This window comes from Marinomonas sp. 5E14-1 (assembly GCF_039939215.1).
Lineage (GTDB): Bacteria > Pseudomonadota > Gammaproteobacteria > Pseudomonadales > Marinomonadaceae > Marinomonas.
Genome location: NZ_JBDXMW010000009.1, coordinates 112,418 through 128,654, shown reverse-complemented (window position 1 = coordinate 128,654; position 16,237 = coordinate 112,418). Strand labels below are relative to the sequence as shown.

General features: G+C 42.7%; 17 protein-coding genes. 8 read left to right on the top strand and 9 right to left on the bottom strand.

All coding sequences use genetic code 11. The features are described 5' to 3' along the window. Positions 1-510 (top strand): energy transducer TonB (locus tag ABFY09_RS10305; RefSeq protein WP_347984234.1); only part of this gene is annotated, 510 nt, incomplete at its 5' end. 77 nt (positions 511-587) lie between these two features. Here ABFY09_RS10305 and mltA read toward each other — a convergent pair. Both mltA and ABFY09_RS10295 read right to left on the bottom strand, forming a co-directional pair. Continuing rightward, positions 588-1,787 (bottom strand): murein transglycosylase A, encoded by a 1,200-nt coding sequence (gene mltA / locus ABFY09_RS10300; RefSeq protein ID WP_347984233.1) that lies wholly within the window; start codon positions 1,785-1,787, stop codon positions 588-590. Positions 1,788-1,947: 160 nt separating this feature from the next. Continuing rightward, positions 1,948-2,529: a DNA-J related domain-containing protein gene (locus tag ABFY09_RS10295; RefSeq protein ID WP_347984232.1), complete on the bottom strand. Its 582-nt coding sequence runs from the start codon at positions 2,527-2,529 to the stop codon at positions 1,948-1,950. Between the two features lie 108 nt (positions 2,530-2,637). On the opposite strand from ABFY09_RS10295, the gene ABFY09_RS10290 reads away from it, so the two are divergent. The 6 genes from ABFY09_RS10290 to ABFY09_RS10265 all read left to right on the top strand — a co-directional run bounded on the left by ABFY09_RS10290 (position 2,638) and on the right by ABFY09_RS10265 (position 8,569). Continuing rightward, complete coding sequence (locus tag ABFY09_RS10290) at positions 2,638-3,315, top strand: zinc metallopeptidase (RefSeq protein ID WP_347984231.1); 678 nt, start codon at positions 2,638-2,640, stop codon at positions 3,313-3,315. Positions 3,316-3,451: 136 nt separating this feature from the next. Then, entirely contained in the window at positions 3,452-5,386 is a 1,935-nt protein-coding gene (locus tag ABFY09_RS10285; RefSeq protein WP_347984230.1) for a bifunctional 2',3'-cyclic-nucleotide 2'-phosphodiesterase/3'-nucleotidase, read from the top strand. A 185-nt stretch (positions 5,387-5,571) separates the two neighbouring features. Then, complete coding sequence (locus ABFY09_RS10280; protein WP_347984229.1) at positions 5,572-7,125, top strand: ATP-binding protein; 1,554 nt, start codon at positions 5,572-5,574, stop codon at positions 7,123-7,125. Further along, a complete protein-coding gene (locus ABFY09_RS10275) occupies positions 7,122-7,799 on the top strand; it encodes a response regulator (protein ID WP_347984228.1) in 678 nt (225 codons plus the stop codon). Before ABFY09_RS10280 ends, ABFY09_RS10275 begins: the two co-directional genes overlap by 4 nt. 95 nt (positions 7,800-7,894) lie before the next feature. Continuing rightward, complete coding sequence (locus ABFY09_RS10270; protein WP_347984227.1) at positions 7,895-8,155, top strand: hypothetical protein; 261 nt, start codon at positions 7,895-7,897, stop codon at positions 8,153-8,155. 21 nt (positions 8,156-8,176) lie between these two features. Continuing rightward, positions 8,177-8,569 carry a DUF6515 family protein gene (locus tag ABFY09_RS10265; RefSeq protein WP_347984226.1) on the top strand — a complete coding sequence of 131 codons (393 nt, stop codon included), beginning with the start codon at positions 8,177-8,179 and terminating at the stop codon, positions 8,567-8,569. A gap of 76 nt (positions 8,570-8,645) precedes the next feature. Here ABFY09_RS10265 and betA read toward each other — a convergent pair whose 3' ends face one another. Both betA and betB read right to left on the bottom strand, forming a co-directional pair. Continuing rightward, a complete protein-coding gene (gene betA, locus ABFY09_RS10260; RefSeq protein ID WP_347984225.1) occupies positions 8,646-10,313 on the bottom strand; it encodes a choline dehydrogenase in 1,668 nt (555 codons plus the stop codon). 28 nt (positions 10,314-10,341) lie between these two features. Then, positions 10,342-11,799 carry a betaine-aldehyde dehydrogenase gene (betB, locus tag ABFY09_RS10255; RefSeq protein WP_347984224.1) on the bottom strand — a complete coding sequence of 486 codons (1,458 nt, stop codon included), beginning with the start codon at positions 11,797-11,799 and terminating at the stop codon, positions 10,342-10,344. Positions 11,800-12,089: 290 nt separating this feature from the next. On the opposite strand from betB, the gene ABFY09_RS10250 reads away from it, so the two are divergent. Beyond that, positions 12,090-12,233, top strand: a complete 144-nt coding sequence (locus tag ABFY09_RS10250; RefSeq protein WP_347984223.1) for a hypothetical protein — start codon at positions 12,090-12,092, stop codon at positions 12,231-12,233. Position 12,234: 1 nt separating this feature from the next. Here ABFY09_RS10250 and ABFY09_RS10245 read toward each other — a convergent pair whose 3' ends face one another. The 5 genes from ABFY09_RS10245 to ABFY09_RS10225 all read right to left on the bottom strand — a co-directional run bounded on the left by ABFY09_RS10245 (position 12,235) and on the right by ABFY09_RS10225 (position 16,028). Further along, positions 12,235-13,950, bottom strand: a complete 1,716-nt coding sequence (locus ABFY09_RS10245) for a lysophospholipid acyltransferase family protein (RefSeq protein ID WP_347984222.1) — start codon at positions 13,948-13,950, stop codon at positions 12,235-12,237. 152 nt (positions 13,951-14,102) lie between these two features. Continuing rightward, complete coding sequence (locus ABFY09_RS10240) at positions 14,103-14,285, bottom strand: hypothetical protein (RefSeq protein WP_347984221.1); 183 nt, start codon at positions 14,283-14,285, stop codon at positions 14,103-14,105. A gap of 142 nt (positions 14,286-14,427) precedes the next feature. Next, a complete protein-coding gene (locus ABFY09_RS10235) occupies positions 14,428-14,610 on the bottom strand; it encodes a hypothetical protein (RefSeq protein ID WP_024025667.1) in 183 nt (60 codons plus the stop codon). Between the two features lie 126 nt (positions 14,611-14,736). Continuing rightward, on the bottom strand, positions 14,737-15,447 hold the full coding sequence (locus tag ABFY09_RS10230) for a ChrR family anti-sigma-E factor (protein ID WP_347984220.1): 711 nt from the start codon (positions 15,445-15,447) through the stop codon (positions 14,737-14,739). Positions 15,448-15,452: 5 nt separating this feature from the next. Then, complete coding sequence (locus tag ABFY09_RS10225; protein WP_347984219.1) at positions 15,453-16,028, bottom strand: sigma-70 family RNA polymerase sigma factor; 576 nt, start codon at positions 16,026-16,028, stop codon at positions 15,453-15,455. Positions 16,029-16,237: the final 209 nt, after the last annotated feature.

The following is a 16,237-nucleotide window of genomic DNA, read 5'->3' as shown; positions in this document are numbered from 1 at the left end:
GAGCCAGAGCCAGAGCCAGAGCCAGAGCCAGAGCCAGAGCCAGAGCCAGAGCCAGAGCCAGAGCCAGAGCCAGAGCCAGAGCCAGAGCCAGAGCCTAAAAAAGTCGAGAAGCCAGTAGCAAAAGCAGCTCCACAACCTGTTGCTCCACCTTCTGCTGCGAACCAAAAAGTTACCACAGGTACCGGAAATACTGTAACAACGGGAGGCAATCCAGGGGCGAAAGCCAGCTATTTCTCTAAACTGAAATCTATCTTGGCAAATAACAAGCGTTATCCAAGAGCCTCTAGACGACGTAATGAAGAAGGTGTCGTTACCTTATCTTTCATGGCGCACGCCGATGGTTCAGTTTCTGATGTAAAAATATTAAAAAGCTCAGGATATAAACGCTTGGATAAAGCGGTTTTGGATATGATCAAAAAGTCTACGCCTTTACCTAGGTTTGAAGAAGGCATGCCGGAAAGTGAGTTACGTATTAATTTGCCTGTATCCTTTAAGTTGAGCGACCTCTAGTACATAATTCGGTAGATTTAATGCCTCTAAAAATGCCAAGCTTGGGTGATACAAGCTTGGCATTTCTGTTTCTAATATTAGCGTGCGGTGGAGGAGTTTTGCGGTAATAATAACCAAACCTTGCCGAAGTGTTTAAGCTGCCCTGCATGGAAATGCGCTTCTTCTCCAATGCCTTGATACCAATCGATATGTCCCGCACCTTTAATCGCACCGCCTTTATCTTGAGCCAATAATAGGCGGAATTCATGGCCAATTAGGTTTCCATAGGAATCCAGTTTAGGAACTTGGGCTAATAAGATAGACCCCAGTGGAATCACACTTGGGTCAACCGCGGCAGAATACAATGGAGTGAGTGGCACATTTGCCGCGCCGACTGGGTTTCGAGGGCCTTCACTGAAAAATAAATAGCTTGGGTTAAACGAAAGAATGTCTCTCATACGGTCTGGGTTGCCTGCTAGCCACTGGCGGATACTTTGAGCGGAAATGTCGGCTCGATCTATTTCTCCTTGCTCTATTAATTCCTTACCAATACTGCGATAGGGGTGGCCATTTACACCGCCCCAAGAAAGGAGCTTCTGCTCTCCATCTTCGTACTCAACCACACCTGAGCCTTGCACATGCAAAAAGAAATTATCGACAAGATCTGATGTGTAGGCAATTTCTAAACCTTGCCCTGCTAATGCACTTTCAAAATCGATTTCTTCCCGTGAAGGGAAATTGCCATTTTCGTCTCTTTGGGTTGGCTTTCGATATAAAGGATAACGAAATTCTTCATCGGGTAAATGGCGAACGGGCAAAATAGGCACGTAATAACCAGTGATTTGAACATTGCCTCGGTCATCTTGTCCGGCTAATTGGTGTGCGGCTAACTTTGGTTGTTTTGTTGGATTGTCTAACCAATCTTGGAGTTCATTGGCAACAGTCCTTAGTTCTTCTGTTGAAGTTTGTGTGTTATCAAGAACATATTGTTTGTCAGAAATCCTGTTTAGGTAAGTGATTTGCTGTTGTAGACCATATCGGAACTCAGCATCTGGGTAAGGCAGCCCCGGCGGAAGACTTTCTTGTAAATACAAAGTGCCTCGCTTTAGTCCTGTGATGTCGCGTCCATTGTTTTCGAAGTCATTGGATTTATCAATTTCAGAAACACTGCAACTGATTAAAAAGGTACTAAAAAAGACGATGTAAAATGGACGAAATAGATTCTGGTAGTGTGTGTTTTTTGAGTGGGAAGATGATTGTTTAGAGCGAAATATTTGTAGTACAGAGGTGACATTCATAAAAGCTCGTTATTATAAAAAATGAAAATAAGTCGACGATGCGAATCGAAAAAATGTATAAAATCAAACAGAGTAGCTAATCTGACAGCGAAGAAAGCATCAGGTTCATATTGGGTATTTATCAAAGGGAAAGCAATATACAGAGGGCATGTTTTACATTTTAATACATGAGGTATTCATAAGCCTGACGTAAGTCGATAAAACGATCTTGATCACCACCTCGATCTGGGTGATGTTGCTGCGCAAGTTTTCGATACTGTTGTTTAATGTCTGCTTTCGTTGGATTTTCTGTGTCGATCTCTAGGGTTTTCAAAGCCGAATCCCTATCACTTCCGGCCAAGCTAATGCCTTTGAAAAAACTATTGAGTAGGCGAGACACGCCATCCGCATCTGTTTTTTCGTATTCATCCCAATCGAGGTAATAAGCCGCTAGTTTGGCATCGACACTGTCACTGAGATTAGTGCTGCCAGAAAGGTTTACTTGGGAAGCGTTGAGCAAAGTGATGCGTGTGGCGGTAATATCAAGAACAAGGTTTTCTTCTTGCCATAAACTGGTTTGCAGTTGGTATAAGGCGTTCATAATGAGAAAGTGCTGTCGGAACAACTGCAGGTTGCTATCATCAGCAAGTTGGCTAAAAGCAGGTAAGAGATCCTTTAGTGCTTTTAGAATGTCAAACTCGCTAATTCCGTTTGGGCTTTTTTTCAAAATCGCCAAAATCGGCCCAACTAAAGGGTTTCTCATATCTCGCTCTTATACTGGTATGTTTAATACAGTGTATGTGATGCAACGGAAAAGGGTCAAAGTTAACCGTCATCTTTTATTGATTCAAAACAGGTTAAGGCAAAACTTATGTTGTGGGTTATTGGTATTATCATCGCGCTTTTGTTACTGGTTGGACCAAGTGCGTGGGTAAAATTTACTTTGAAGCGCTATGCAACAGATCGTGCGGATCTACCTGGAACCGGTGGCGAACTGGCGCAGCATTTTGTAAAACGCTTTGAGCTGGATGACGTCAAAGTTGAGACAACACAGGAAGGTCGTGATCATTTTGACTTTGGCCAGCATGTGGTTCGTCTTAGTCCGAGTGTCTTTAGTGGTCGATCTTTAACGGCGGTTGCTGTGGCGACTCATGAAATAGGTCACGCTATTGCTCATGAGAAAAAGCAGAAAATCTCGCACTTAAGTTCAAGATATTTGCCCTTTGCGTATTTTGCTCGACGTACTACGGCTGGCCTGCTCATCGGTTGGCCACTGATTTCTGTCATATTGCACTTGCCTTATGCGGTTGCTTTGCATGCGCTTGTTGTTGGTTTATCAGGTCTTTTAGCTGTCGTGGTTCAGTTGGTAATCTTGCCAGAAGAATGGGATGCCAGCTTCAATAAAGCCTTACCTATCTTGGCTGAAGGAAACTACATTCCTCAAGAAGACTTACCCAAAGTGAAGAAAATTTTAATTGCTTGTGCAATGACTTATGTTGCAGCGGCTTTAGTGAGAGTGCTATTTGTTTGGCGCTGGTTTAAACGTTGAGCCTAAGTAACCTTTTTCTCATATTTGGCTTGTCACAAAAAAGGCATGAAGTTTGCGTAAAATCGTCTTACTATGAAAGCTGACTTTTTGGTTAGCATCTGTCATCAAAAACTATTTTGCTTTATGGAGTAATGTCATGACATTGTTTTTTCCTAGGAAGGCGTCTGTTTTAGCTTCTTCGCTTCTTGTTACATCGCTTGCCCAAGCTGCCACTATTGACCTACGAGTCATGGAGACCACTGATATTCATATGAATCTGGTGGATTATGATTACTACGGTGATAAGCAAAGTGATGGGGTTGGTTTGTCCCGTGTAGCGACTCTGATCAAAGCGGCTCGTGCTGAAGTGACAAACTCCGTTCTGGTTGATAATGGTGATTTATTACAAGGTACACCTCTGGGCGATTATGTGGCAAAAGGACGGGTGCTGCGCTTCGGTGAAACGCATCCGGCTTTTAAAGCGATGAACTTGCTTAATTATGATGTGGGTAATATAGGTAACCATGAATTTAACTACGGTTTAGACTTCTTGATGAAGAGTTTGAGCGGAGCGAATTTCCCTTATGTGAACGCAAACGTCTATGTTGATGATGGTGATAACGACCCTTCTAATGATCAACCATACTTTCAGCCTTACATCATTAAAGACAAAACCTTCGTTGATTCTGATGGTAGAACGCAAACGGTGAAAATTGGTTACATTGGTTTTGTGCCACCGCAAATCATGACCTGGGATAAAGACAACTTAACCAGCCGAGTGATCGCAAAAGATATCATTGAAACCGCGAATAAATACGTTCCAGAAATGAAAGCCAAAGGCGCAGATGTTGTGATTGCTATTCCTCACAGTGGCATGATGAATTCGCCGTATATGAAAGGTGAAGAAAATGCATCTTATCATTTAGCCAAAATAGATGGCATTGACGCCATTCTGTTCGGCCACTCTCATCGTATTTTTCCAGGTGATAAAGCATTAGACGCATTTGATGGTGTAGATGGTGAAAAAGGTACAGTGTTTGGTAAACCTGCCACTATGCCTGGCTTTTGGGGTTCTCACCTTGGTGTGATTGATCTGGTGTTAGAACCTTCTAGTGACGGCTGGAAAGTGGCAGATGGTAAAGCTTTTGTGCGCGCTATATCACGCAGAGAAGGACGTAAAACCATTGCCTTAGTAGACGCTGATGCAAATATTAATGATGCTGTTGAAACCGAGCACCAAGGTACTTTGGCGTATATGCGTCGTAAAGTGGGTGAGTCTACCGCAGATATCAATAGCTTCTTTGCTCTTGTTCAAGACGACCCATCGATTCAGATCGTGAATAACGCTCAAATTTGGTATGTGAAGAACATTGTACGTGGGACATCTTATGAAGGCTTACCGATTTTATCGGCTGCAGCTCCCTTTAAAGCGGGCGGCCGAGGTGGGCCTGATTATTATACCGATGTGCCGAAGGGTGATATTGCTCTGAAAAACGTGAGCGATTTGTACATTTATCCAAACGATTTGAAAGTCGTAAAATTAACAGGTGAACAGGTTGTTGAGTGGTTAGAGCTTGCAGCTGGTCAGTTTAATCAAATTGATGCTGCTTCAAGTGCGCCTCAGAATCTGGTAAATACGACTTTCCCGACTTATAACTTTGATGTCATTGATGGCATTTCATATCGTATTGATGTGACTCAGCCAGCACGTTACGACGGTGATGGTAAATTGGTGAATCCTAATTCTCATCGTATTAAGAGTGTCATGTTCAATGACAAAGCTTTGAGTATGACAGATGATTTTTTGATAGCGACGAATAATTACCGTGCCACTGGAGGCGGCCATTTCCCTAACTTATCAGGCGATTCCATTGTGATTGATGCGCCAGATAAAAACCGAGATGTTGTTGCGAATTATTTGTTAAGCCAGAAAACTGTCAATCCAGCGGCAGATAACAACTGGTCGTTTACGGACTTCGGCAAAGCGAAAGTACAATTTGTGACGTCTCCGAAAGCAAGAGACATGGCAAGCGGCAAGATGTCGTATCAGTCTTTAGATGAAAATGGCTTTGCTGTTTTTGAGATGAAATAAGCCAAACGCCTGTTAGATATAGAATTGAGAAGGGTGCTGCAAGGCATGCCTTCTTGATTCTGTATTGATTTTTAGCAATTTTCTTTTTCCTTTCTATTTTTCTTATTGAATCTACATATTTGCTCTCTATTTTAAAGAGTATGATGAACTTCATATTGTCTAAAATAAGGGAGAAAACTGTTTCTGTGCGTATTCCAATTGTCACCAAGCTGTTTATTTCCCTGTTTGTTACCAGTGTTTTATTGGTAACCGGAATGGCGTTTTTGGTGAGTTATAGTTTTAAATCAGGGTTTCAAACTTACCTCAATAAACAGGAAGAAAACCAAGTTGTTGAGTTAACGGAAGGTGTTTCTCAATATTATTCCAGCGAACAAGGTTGGAAGATGCTCAGAGAGCGGCCTGAAATGTGGGCGGATCTTTTTGCTAATATGAATAGCCCTTTGCCTCCCAGACAAGAAAGAGGCATGCCAGATCGAGAAGACTTTCTGCCGTCAGATAACGGCCTTCCACGACCAGAAAGAGAGGGTTTTGAGCCGCCAAATGGCTTTGTGCCTCATAGTGAAGGTATGCCCGTGCCGGGTGAAAAGTATTCTGTGGCCTCTGGTAGGGGCAATGCCATGGAAAAAAATCTAAGCCCTTTGAGTCATCGCATTCATTTGGAAGATGCTCAACGCTACTGGGTAACGGGTGTTCCATTAAAGGCACAAGGTAAGCATTCAACTGAGCGTTTAGACGTGCCGATAATTGTAGACTCGAAAACCGTTGGCTGGTTGGTCTTAGAGCAGAGAAGCTTGCTGTCAGGTGAACTTGTTACTCAGTTTTATGAGCAGCAACAAACTAACTTATTTTGGATTATTGGTTTAGCGGGCTTTGTGTCTTTATTGGTTGCTTTGCTTTTGGTTCGTCATTTTCTTGCGCCTTTGCAAAACTTAAAGCAAGGCGCGAATGCATTACTAGAAGGCAATTACGATTTCTCTTTTGGGCAACGAAGCAATGACGAATTTGGTGAATTATCGGACAGCTTTCAGTCTCTTATCGGCAGTTTGAAAGAACAAAAAGAAAGCCGGGAGCAATGGTTGGTGGATATTTCTCATGAGCTGCGGACGCCCATCGCGGTACTTCGTAGCGAGTTGGAAGCCATCCAAGACGGTATTCGTCAGGTGGACACACAAAGAATCGACTCCATGCACCATCAAGTGATGGGGTTAAGGCGTTTAGTGGACGATCTTTATGTATTATCGAAAACAGATTCTGGCGTGTATCAGATAGAAGTTAGCAAGATTAACATCGGGCCTTTGGTTCAAAGGATAGTCAGCCAGTTTGAGCCAAGAGTAGACGAAAAAAACTTGCAGATAGCATTAGATAAACCAGATCAAGTTGCATTAATAAAAGGCGACGAGAAAACTTTAGAACAGCTTTTTGTTAACCTGTTAGAAAACAGTTTGCGCTACACAGATGCTCCGGGGCGTATTTTGGTTTCTATTATTGAAGAGCTTAAGCAGGTTTTAATTCGTGTAGAAGACTCTTCACCAGGTGTCGGAGAAGAGCATTTGCCTAACCTGTTTAAGCGTTTGTATCGAGTCGATAAATCCCGTAGCCGACAACATGGTGGCTCAGGTTTAGGCTTATCTATTTGTCATAACATCGTCATGATGCATGGCGGTCATATTTCAGCAAAAGTTTCTGCATTAGGCGGGTTAGCAATTGAAATCAGAGTAGAGAAAGTGAGTGAAGCATGAATGAGAAAAAGAAATTTATCCTAGTCGTCGAAGATGAGCCGACGTTATCAGCCATTCTTTGCGAATATTTTGAACACGCTGGTTTTGAGGCGAAAAGTTTAGACGATGGCGCAGTTGTGGTGGATTTTGTGAAGCACAACTCACCAGATCTAATCATCTTAGATTTGATGCTGCCAAACCGAGGTGGCTTAGATATTTACCGTGATATTCGAACGTTTAGCCGAGTTCCTGTAATTATGGCAACGGCAAAAGTAGAAGAAATTGATCGATTGATTGGTCTTGAACTTGGTGTTGAAGATTACATCTGTAAGCCTTACAGTACTCGTGAAGTGGTTGTCAGAGCAAAAAACATCTTGCGCCGTAATGATATGCCAGCTCAGGAAGAACAAGGGGATTTAGTGATTAATGAGCTTTCCATGTCGGCTATTTTTCACCAAAAGGCTTTGTCGCTGACGCCTGCTGAATTCAGGATTTTATCTTTTCTGTTTAAAAACAAAGGTAAGATTTTTAGCCGAGATCAGTTGATGGATCATATTTATACAGATCATCGCGTGGTTACGGATAGAGCGATTGATAGTCACATCAAAAACCTACGAAAAAAGTTGACTGATGTTGATCCATCGTCTGATTGCATTCGCTCTGTATATGGCGTTGGTTATAAGTTTGACGCCTAATTAGCGCTTTCTCCATACTGAATACAAAATTTCAAAATATACTTTCTTCGTTCCATTATTGAGTTGTGTTTAGTATAAAACCGAAGGAAGTATATATGAAATCGATATTCTCTAATTTACTCATTCCCGTTATGACGGTTGCCACTTTTGCGCTTTTTTCTGTTCATAGTATGGCCGCGAATCAGCCGCCTCCAGGCGAGCCACCTTCTTTTCAAGAGTTAGATAAAAACAGTGACAACCTTCTGACGAAAGACGAATTGAGAGGTCCACTATTAGACGATTTCGATCGTTTCGACGCAGACGGCAGTGGCTCGTTATCAGAAGGCGAGATGCCAGAGCCACCACAACATCGTTAAGTCAGGCTAAGGCGAAGGTTTATGGCTGCCCGTTCGATTCTCGTAGCGGTTTGTTGTTTAAGTTTGTCAGGTTGCGCTGTTGGGCCTAGAGGACACGGCGTGCCTTTTGGGTTATTCGCTCTGGGAGCTAGCATTGCCATTGGCTCAGTTTTGACGACCCTGCCCCATCGCCATGTCGTGGTAGATGACCGCACTTATTATTCCGATGGTGTTTTTTATCGAGACACATCCCGCGGCTACGTGGTTGTTACGCCAACATCGAGTATTTGGGTAGATGATATTCCTGAAGAATACAGAATTATTCGACGCAAAGACAAAGACTATTTCACCAGTAAAGGGGTTTGGTATCGGTTTGACGTGAAACGCAAACAGTACAAGGTGGTCGAAAGCCCTTTTGACGATGAGGATTATTAATACTTCTCTGAAAGCAAAAAGCCTCAAGATGAATAACATCTTGAGGCTTTTTTAATGAAGCTCACTAATTGGCTTATTAGCGTTGCTTAGTTTCGTACTCAGGATGAATCCAAACAGGGGCGTCTAAGCTTGGTAACGCTTCTTTTCCTAAAATCATATCTGCGGCTTTTTCAGCAACCATAATGGTTGGTGCGTTCAAATTACCGTTTGTGATTGTTGGGAAAATAGAAGAATCTACGACACGTAAACCTTCAAGGCCTCGTACTTGGCAATTTTCATCCAATACCGCCATTGGGTCGTTATCGTCGCCCATCTTACAGGTACAAGATGGATGATACGCACTTTCTACGTTTTCTTTCACCCACTGATCGATTTCTTCATCACTTTGAATATTCATGCCAGGCTGGATTTCATCGCCTCGGTAAGCGTCTAAAGCGGATTGCTGAAGCACTTCACGAGTCAAGCGAATCGTATCGCGCCAATCTTGCTTGTCTTGTTCGGTAGAAATGTAGTTGAACAAAATGCGAGGTTTTGCAGCAGGATCAGCTGATTCTATCCATAATTTACCACGACTTTCTGGTTTATTTGGGCCAACATGCACTTGGAAGCCATGACCTTCAAAGGCGGCCTGACCGTCGTAACGCATCGCCGCTGGCAAGAAGTGATATTGAATATTTGGCCACTTCAAACCTGCACGAGAACGAATAAAACCGCACGATTCAAAATGGTTTGTTGCGCCTAAGCCTGATTTTAATAAAATCCAACGCGTCCCGATTAAGCCTTTGCTTATCAAGTCTAACTTACCGTTTAGTGTGACAGGCGATTTACACTTATATTGAAAGTAGATTTCCAAATGGTCTTGTAAGTTTTCGCCGACGCCTGGTAGTTCGTGAATCACAGGTACGCCGGCTTTTTCTAATACGTCTTTTGGCCCCACACCAGATAATTGCAGTAACTGAGGAGAACCGACTGATCCCGCAGAAAGAATAACCTCTTTACTGGCATTCACTTGCTGAATTTGGCCGTTTTTACTGAATTCAATACCAATGGCTTTTTTGCCATCAAAAATGACCTTATGACTCAAAACACCAGTTTTCAATGTTAGATTTGAACGGGTCATTGCACGGCGTAAATAAGCATTCGACGTAGAAGCCCGAACACCATTTTTAACCGTCATGTGCATCGGGCCAAAACCTTCTTGGCGATGACCATTGTAATCCGCCGTTTCGCCATACCCTGCCTCATTACCCGCATCAATGAAGGCTTGATAAAGTGGATTGTAAGTCATGTCGTTACCGTTATTGGTCGACAATGGACCGTCACCACCACGATACGTATCGGCACCGCCTTTCCAAGATTCTGCTTTTTTAAAGTAAGGTAAGCAAGATTGGTAGTTCCAGCCTTTCGCGCCGTTTTCTTCCCATTGATCAAAATCGCACGCGTGGCCGCGAACATATACCATGCCATTGATAGAAGAAGAGCCGCCTAATACTTTGCCTCGTGGACAATGCATTTCTCGTCCATCTAACCCAGGTTCCTTGTCAGTATGGAACTGCCAAGCGTATTTTTCTGTGTTCATTGGGTAAGACAATGCGGTTGGCATTTGAATGAAAATGCTTTTGTCTGTGCCGCCCATTTCAAGTAACAAAACGTTATGCTCGCCACTTTCTGTTAATCGGTCAGCGAGAACACAACCTGCGGAGCCAGCGCCAACGATGACGTAATCGTATGTTTCGTTTGTCATAACTTATTCCTTTTGATGCGAGCCTTACTTAGTAAGCGCTTTCAATATCGTTAAGATCAACAAACACGCTCTTGTTCTGTGTGTAGTGATATAAGGTATCAATACCATTTTCACGGCCAATACCAGACTCTTTGTAACCACCTACAGGCATTTCAGCAGGCGATGCGCCCCATGCATTGATCCAACAAATACCCGCTTGCATTTGATTAATGACACGATGTGCACGAGCAAAGTCTTTGGTGAAAACACCAGCAGCCAAACCTAATTTAGTATCATTGGCGCGTTTGATTACTTCGTCTTCATCAGTGAAGCTCAACACCGACATCACAGGGCCAAAAATCTCATCTTGCACTTGTGGCATGTCATCTGTGCAATCAGTGAAAACAGTCGGCGCAACAAACGCACCTTTATCTAAACCATTTTCTGTTACTTGATAACCACCACATAGCAAAGTGGCACCTGCGTTTTTCGCGGCTTCAATATAACCCAGCACCTTGCCCATATGATCTTTTGAGATCAACGCGCCAACCTGAGTGTTCATATCCATTGGATCGCCAATGATCATAGCTTCGGTGCGTGTTTTTAACTCTTTAGTGAAAGCGTCCATCATGTCAGCATGAACAAAGACTCGCGTGCCGTTAGTGCAAACTTCGCCTTGTGTATAGAAGTTTGCCAACATCGCCGCCGAAACCGCTTGATCAACAGGCATGTCAGGGAAAATAATCATAGGCGATTTACCACCTAATTCCATCGTCACGTCTTTTAATGTTTGAGCGGAAGCGGCCATGACTTTTTTGCCTGTGCCTACTTCTCCAGTGAAAGACACTTTGTCGATTTCTGGGTGCGCAGTGATCATTTGACCTGTGCGGCCATCACCTTGAATGACATTGAAAACACCATCAGGCAACCCTGCTTGTGTGTAAATTTCAGCCAGTTTAAGAGCGGTTAATGGTGTTTCTTCAGAAGGTTTGAAAATCATCGCGTTGCCAGCAGCCAATGCAGGACCAGATTTCCACATAGCGATTTGAATTGGGTAGTTCCATGCACCGATACCAGCACAAATGCCTAATGGCTCACGGCGTGTATAGAAGAAGTTACCATTCCCAAGATCTTGATATTCACCTTGGATTTTATCAGTCAGGCCAGCGTAATATTCAATAACATCAGCACCCGTTTCGATGTCTACACAAATAGCTTCCTGTAAAGGCTTACCTGTGTCCAAAACTTCTAGACGAGCAAGCTCTTCGTTGTTTTCACGAAGTAATTCGGCGGCTTTTTTAAGAATACGACCGCGCTCAACAGGCGTCATCGCAGCCCAAACTTGCTGGCCTTTCTTAGCAGATTCCACAGCAGCATCTAACTCAGCTTGGCCTGCATGTTCAACGGTGGTAATCACTTCGCCAGTGGCTGGATTAATGGTTTCAAAATGTTCGCCGCTGGTAGATGCATGATAGCGACCATGAATGTATTGCTGCTGATGTGCCATGCTAGTAAACCTCTTTTTATTAAACGCCTATTCAATAAAAATATTCTACACGCTTTATTAATGAAAGGCAGCTAAAGGAAAGGAATCCTTTGGAATAGGGCGCTGAAATGGCAATTTTGCTTTTTTAGGTGTCGCTAATAGGCCTATTTTTACTTTTTGACTGGTTAAAAATTAAACAAAAAGACACATTTATAGGTGTAATTTAGCACCTGAAATGACGTAAAAACACATTCTTTTGTTGTGCGTTATCTACAATTAATGAACAACAAAAATAAAAAGAGGAGTGTCATATGAGTTTACAAATGATAGTGCTAATTGTGTTAAGCGTGATGCTAGTGGCGAAAATAGTCTATTTGGCATTCTTTGTCCGTCCAGAGCATGATCATCAAAAAGATCACCATGCACATGGACACCATCATAATTCGAAATGGTAGTTTAGTTATGTCCGCGATAACGTTTGTGCTTCGCTTCTTTGACCGTATTTAAGTCTACTAAGACCAAACCGTCTACACAGTAGCCAAAGTCAGCATCGACGCCAAAGTCTAAGAAGCGTACACCGCCGGGCTCACATAACTCACTGTATTGTTTAAACAAAGTAGGAACACTGGCGCCAAAGTGGCCAAGTTGTTCTTTTAAAACTTTGAAATCTTCTTCGTAATTATTCCCACAGAAAAGCTCTGAAATGATGTCCTTATGCTCTGCGTTGACTTGGTATGGCGTAAATGAGCGTGCTAAATGCTCTTTATCCGAAAAATATAAGCTGTAAAAAGAAACAATAAAATCCTTCGCTGCTTGAGGGTAATTGTTACTCAAGCTAACAGGGCCAAACATGTAACGAATTTCAGGGTGTTTGTTTAGATAAGCACCAATGCCGTACCATAAATAATCTAAACTGCGTTTGCCCCAATATTTCGGCTGGATGAAGCTACGACCAAGCTCGATGCCTTGTTCGAAGTAAGGTTCCATGTCGCAGGAATACTGGAACAGCTCGGCACTGTAAATCTTATTTGGCTTCTCTTCTTTCATATAACGAGCCACTTCACCAATGCGATAAGCGCCAACGATTTCGAGTTCTTCTTCATCCCAAAGGATTAAGTGACGGTAATGTTGGTCGAACTTATCCAAATCTGAGCGTTCGCCTGTGCCTTCACCGACTTTACGGAAAGCAATTTCGCGCAAACGGCCAATCTCTTTCATGGTGACAGACATTGGGTCGTAATCAAAAAGATAGATTTGTTTGTTGTCTTTGGTGCTGCCAAGGTGTTCGGATTGCTTGAGTTCGTGTTTGATTAACTGTCGATTTTGAGGGTGCTCGACGGTTTTCTCGGTTTTTAGCAAGGGCTTTTTGCCTTTTGCTATACGATACAGGTGGCGTTTAACTAGTTTGTTCTTCTCTTTATCGCTAAGCGGCAGCTGTGCCAATTCTTGAATCGGAATGGCTTGACCGACTTGCATAGGAATTCTTCGGTTCTTTTGACGGAACATTTCATTAGCAAGTTGGATTGTAGAAAGAGGGCGGTAGACAATTGAACTGGTGTAAAACAACATAGAGTTACGGCCACCAATATGAACAGGCAATAACGGGCTGTTGGTTTTTTGTGCCAGCTTTAGGTAGTTCTGGTTCCATTTCTGGTCTTTTACGCCACTTGGAGAAATACGCGACACTTCGCCAGCAGGGAAGATAATTACGGCTTCTTCATTGTGCAGACAACTCATAATGGCTTTGAGTTGCTGACGACCTGTTTTGCCGCCGATGTTATCGACAGGCAGAGCAAGGTTTCTTAATCCATCAAACCCCATGAGTAAATCATTTGCGACGATTTTGACATCAGGGCGAATTTCGCCAACCAATCTTAACAGAGCCAATCCGTCCAAGGCGCCAAGAGGGTGATTGGCAATGATCATTGTGCGTCCGCTTGCAGGAATATTGCGGCGATCTACTTGGCTTACGTGATAACTAAAGTTGAAATGATCTAACACACGATCAATAAATTCGAAGCCGACACAGCCATCGTTTCTTTCCAGAAATTGGTTTACTTCACTTTCGTGGAATAAGCGTTTTAAGACACTTAACGTAGGGCGTGTAATAAGGGGGCTTTTGTCGAAAAATTGAGGTGATTTGTTAGCAATCATTTGCTCGACTTGTATCACAGTGTTGCTCCGCTCTGAAAAGAATTTTTATATCTTATAGAAGAGTAGAATGAGCATATGACAACTGGATGACAATTGTGTGTCGAAAATGTGACCAGTTTTTATCTGGAAGATAGTCGAGAAGAGAAAGAGTCGTTTATTTAGAGACAGTCTTATTCTTCTTTGTACGCGTAGAAAAAATTCCAAAGACAATAAAAGGCGAAACCAGCAGCAACCACTGCCCAGAACGGCTCGTTAGAAACCCATTCAAGAATAGACCAAGCAACGCAAAATACAGTGGCTGTGACTCGTCGCCATTTAGGACGAAAAAAAGCGCGATCAGATTTTGTTAGCATAGATTGATTTTCGTTCTATAAAAAGTCGGTTTATAAATTTGATGCGCCAACCTATTGTTTGTTTAGAGTTTTTTCTAAAACAGTGTTTATAGAGTTGGCGTACAAATGGAAAAAGCCAATAAATTTAGGGAATCCCAAATGCTTATTGTGCCTTTGTTTTACTGTTGCCTAGAGAGATATGACGTGAGCCTGTTAGTTGAGATTGACCGCTAACACCTGAGTCGATTTTATCTATCTGTCCACCGCGAGCAAGGAACTCCTGCATCTGCTTTTCAATGGATTCCGAAGTTTCCGAAGCAGCTGGCTGTTTCTTTTTAGTTGCCATAATAAATAGTCCTTGTTATTTGAGTGAACAAGGACTATATCAGAAATTCAGTTAACTTGCCTGTTATTGGTTAGTGTTTAGCCACATAAGCTACTGTTTTACTGTGAAAATTACGACTATTCGCTGTTAGGCTCTGGAATAAGGGTGATATCGGCGAATAATTGGATTCAGCAGTCGAGCCAACCACCCTGTGAATTCAATCGGAGCATCGAGCACGGTTAAACAGATGCACTCAGCGTCTTTAGTGACAATAGGTTTATGTTTATGGCTCGCATCACGACTAATAAAGTCGCCTTTGCGGTACACGCCACTTTCATCTGAGAAAGCGCCTTCTAAAACCAAGGTGATTTCTTCACCGGTGTGAGCGTGATGAGGCATATGCGAGCCAGCTTTCACTCTGGTTAAGGCAATTTGAGCGCCGCCTTTTTCATTATGTAATGTTGCAATTCTGAATGAAGGCGACAGTCGCACCCAGTTTAATTCTTCATAACTGTTGCTGATAAATTGACGTAGGCTGTTTGGAATTTTGTAGTTATCCCAAAACTTTTCTTCTGTGGTTTCTAGCTCGGCCGTAGCTTGAAGCACTTCTTCGTCCTGCTTGTTTTCAGCTTGTGTTGTTAGCTTGTTAAGCAGACTTTCTTTCAGTGAATTAAGGTGGTGGTGATCTGTCACTGCTTGATCAAAAAGATGAGAGCCAACCATTTCTAGCTTTCTTACCTGTTGCTGGCATTCGCGACAATGCTCTAAATGAGCTGACACGCATAATGAATGTGCCAGAGGTAATGAACCAGCAGCATAGTCAGTTAGCATTTCAATCGATGGATGATAAAGAGTCATCGATACTACCTCTTAATGTAAATAGTGAGTTTGTGTAAGGCGAGGCGAACTCTGGATTTGATCGTTCCTAATGGAAGCGACAATTCCTCCGAAGCTTCTTTGTGCGTTTTGCCTTCTAAATAAACTTTGGCCAGAACTTGTTTTTGATCAGCAGGCAATTTATCTAGACCTTCTCTAATACGTTCTTGATCTCTGTGTTGTTGAGCATCTTTGAACGGGTCTGCATTTTCATCTACAACCTTTTGCCATAAATATTCAGGATCAATATCAGACTGATGGCGGCTGTTTTTACGCAGATAATCAATGCGAGCATTTCTTGCTAGCGTGAAAACCCATGTATTTAATGAAGCAGACTCTTTTTTGTAAGTATGTGCTTTGTTCCAAATACGAATCATGACCTCTTGGGCGATATCGTCCGCCATGAGGTTGGCACCTGGCTGTTTGGCAAGGCAAAAAGCTCTTACTCTTGGCGCATAGTGATCAAACAAGCGTACTAGTGCGGCTTGGTCTCTGTGCTCCGCAATGGCCAAAATGTCCATTAGGTGCTGATCGTCGTGTTTTAGTTCCGTGGCGCGTTCCATTAATAGCTCCGAAAAGAGGGAAGGCTGTATGACGCTGTTTCAATGTGTATAAAAGGGATACGAGTCATATTGAAGTGTGGATCACTTTATTTGCATTGAAAAGAAAAAAGCACGGATAAGCGCTTTCAGACGGTTTTTAATTTATTAATGATCCAGAAGTGGGTTCGCTACGTTTACTTGTTAACGTAAGAATTTATCTGCTCGATGCG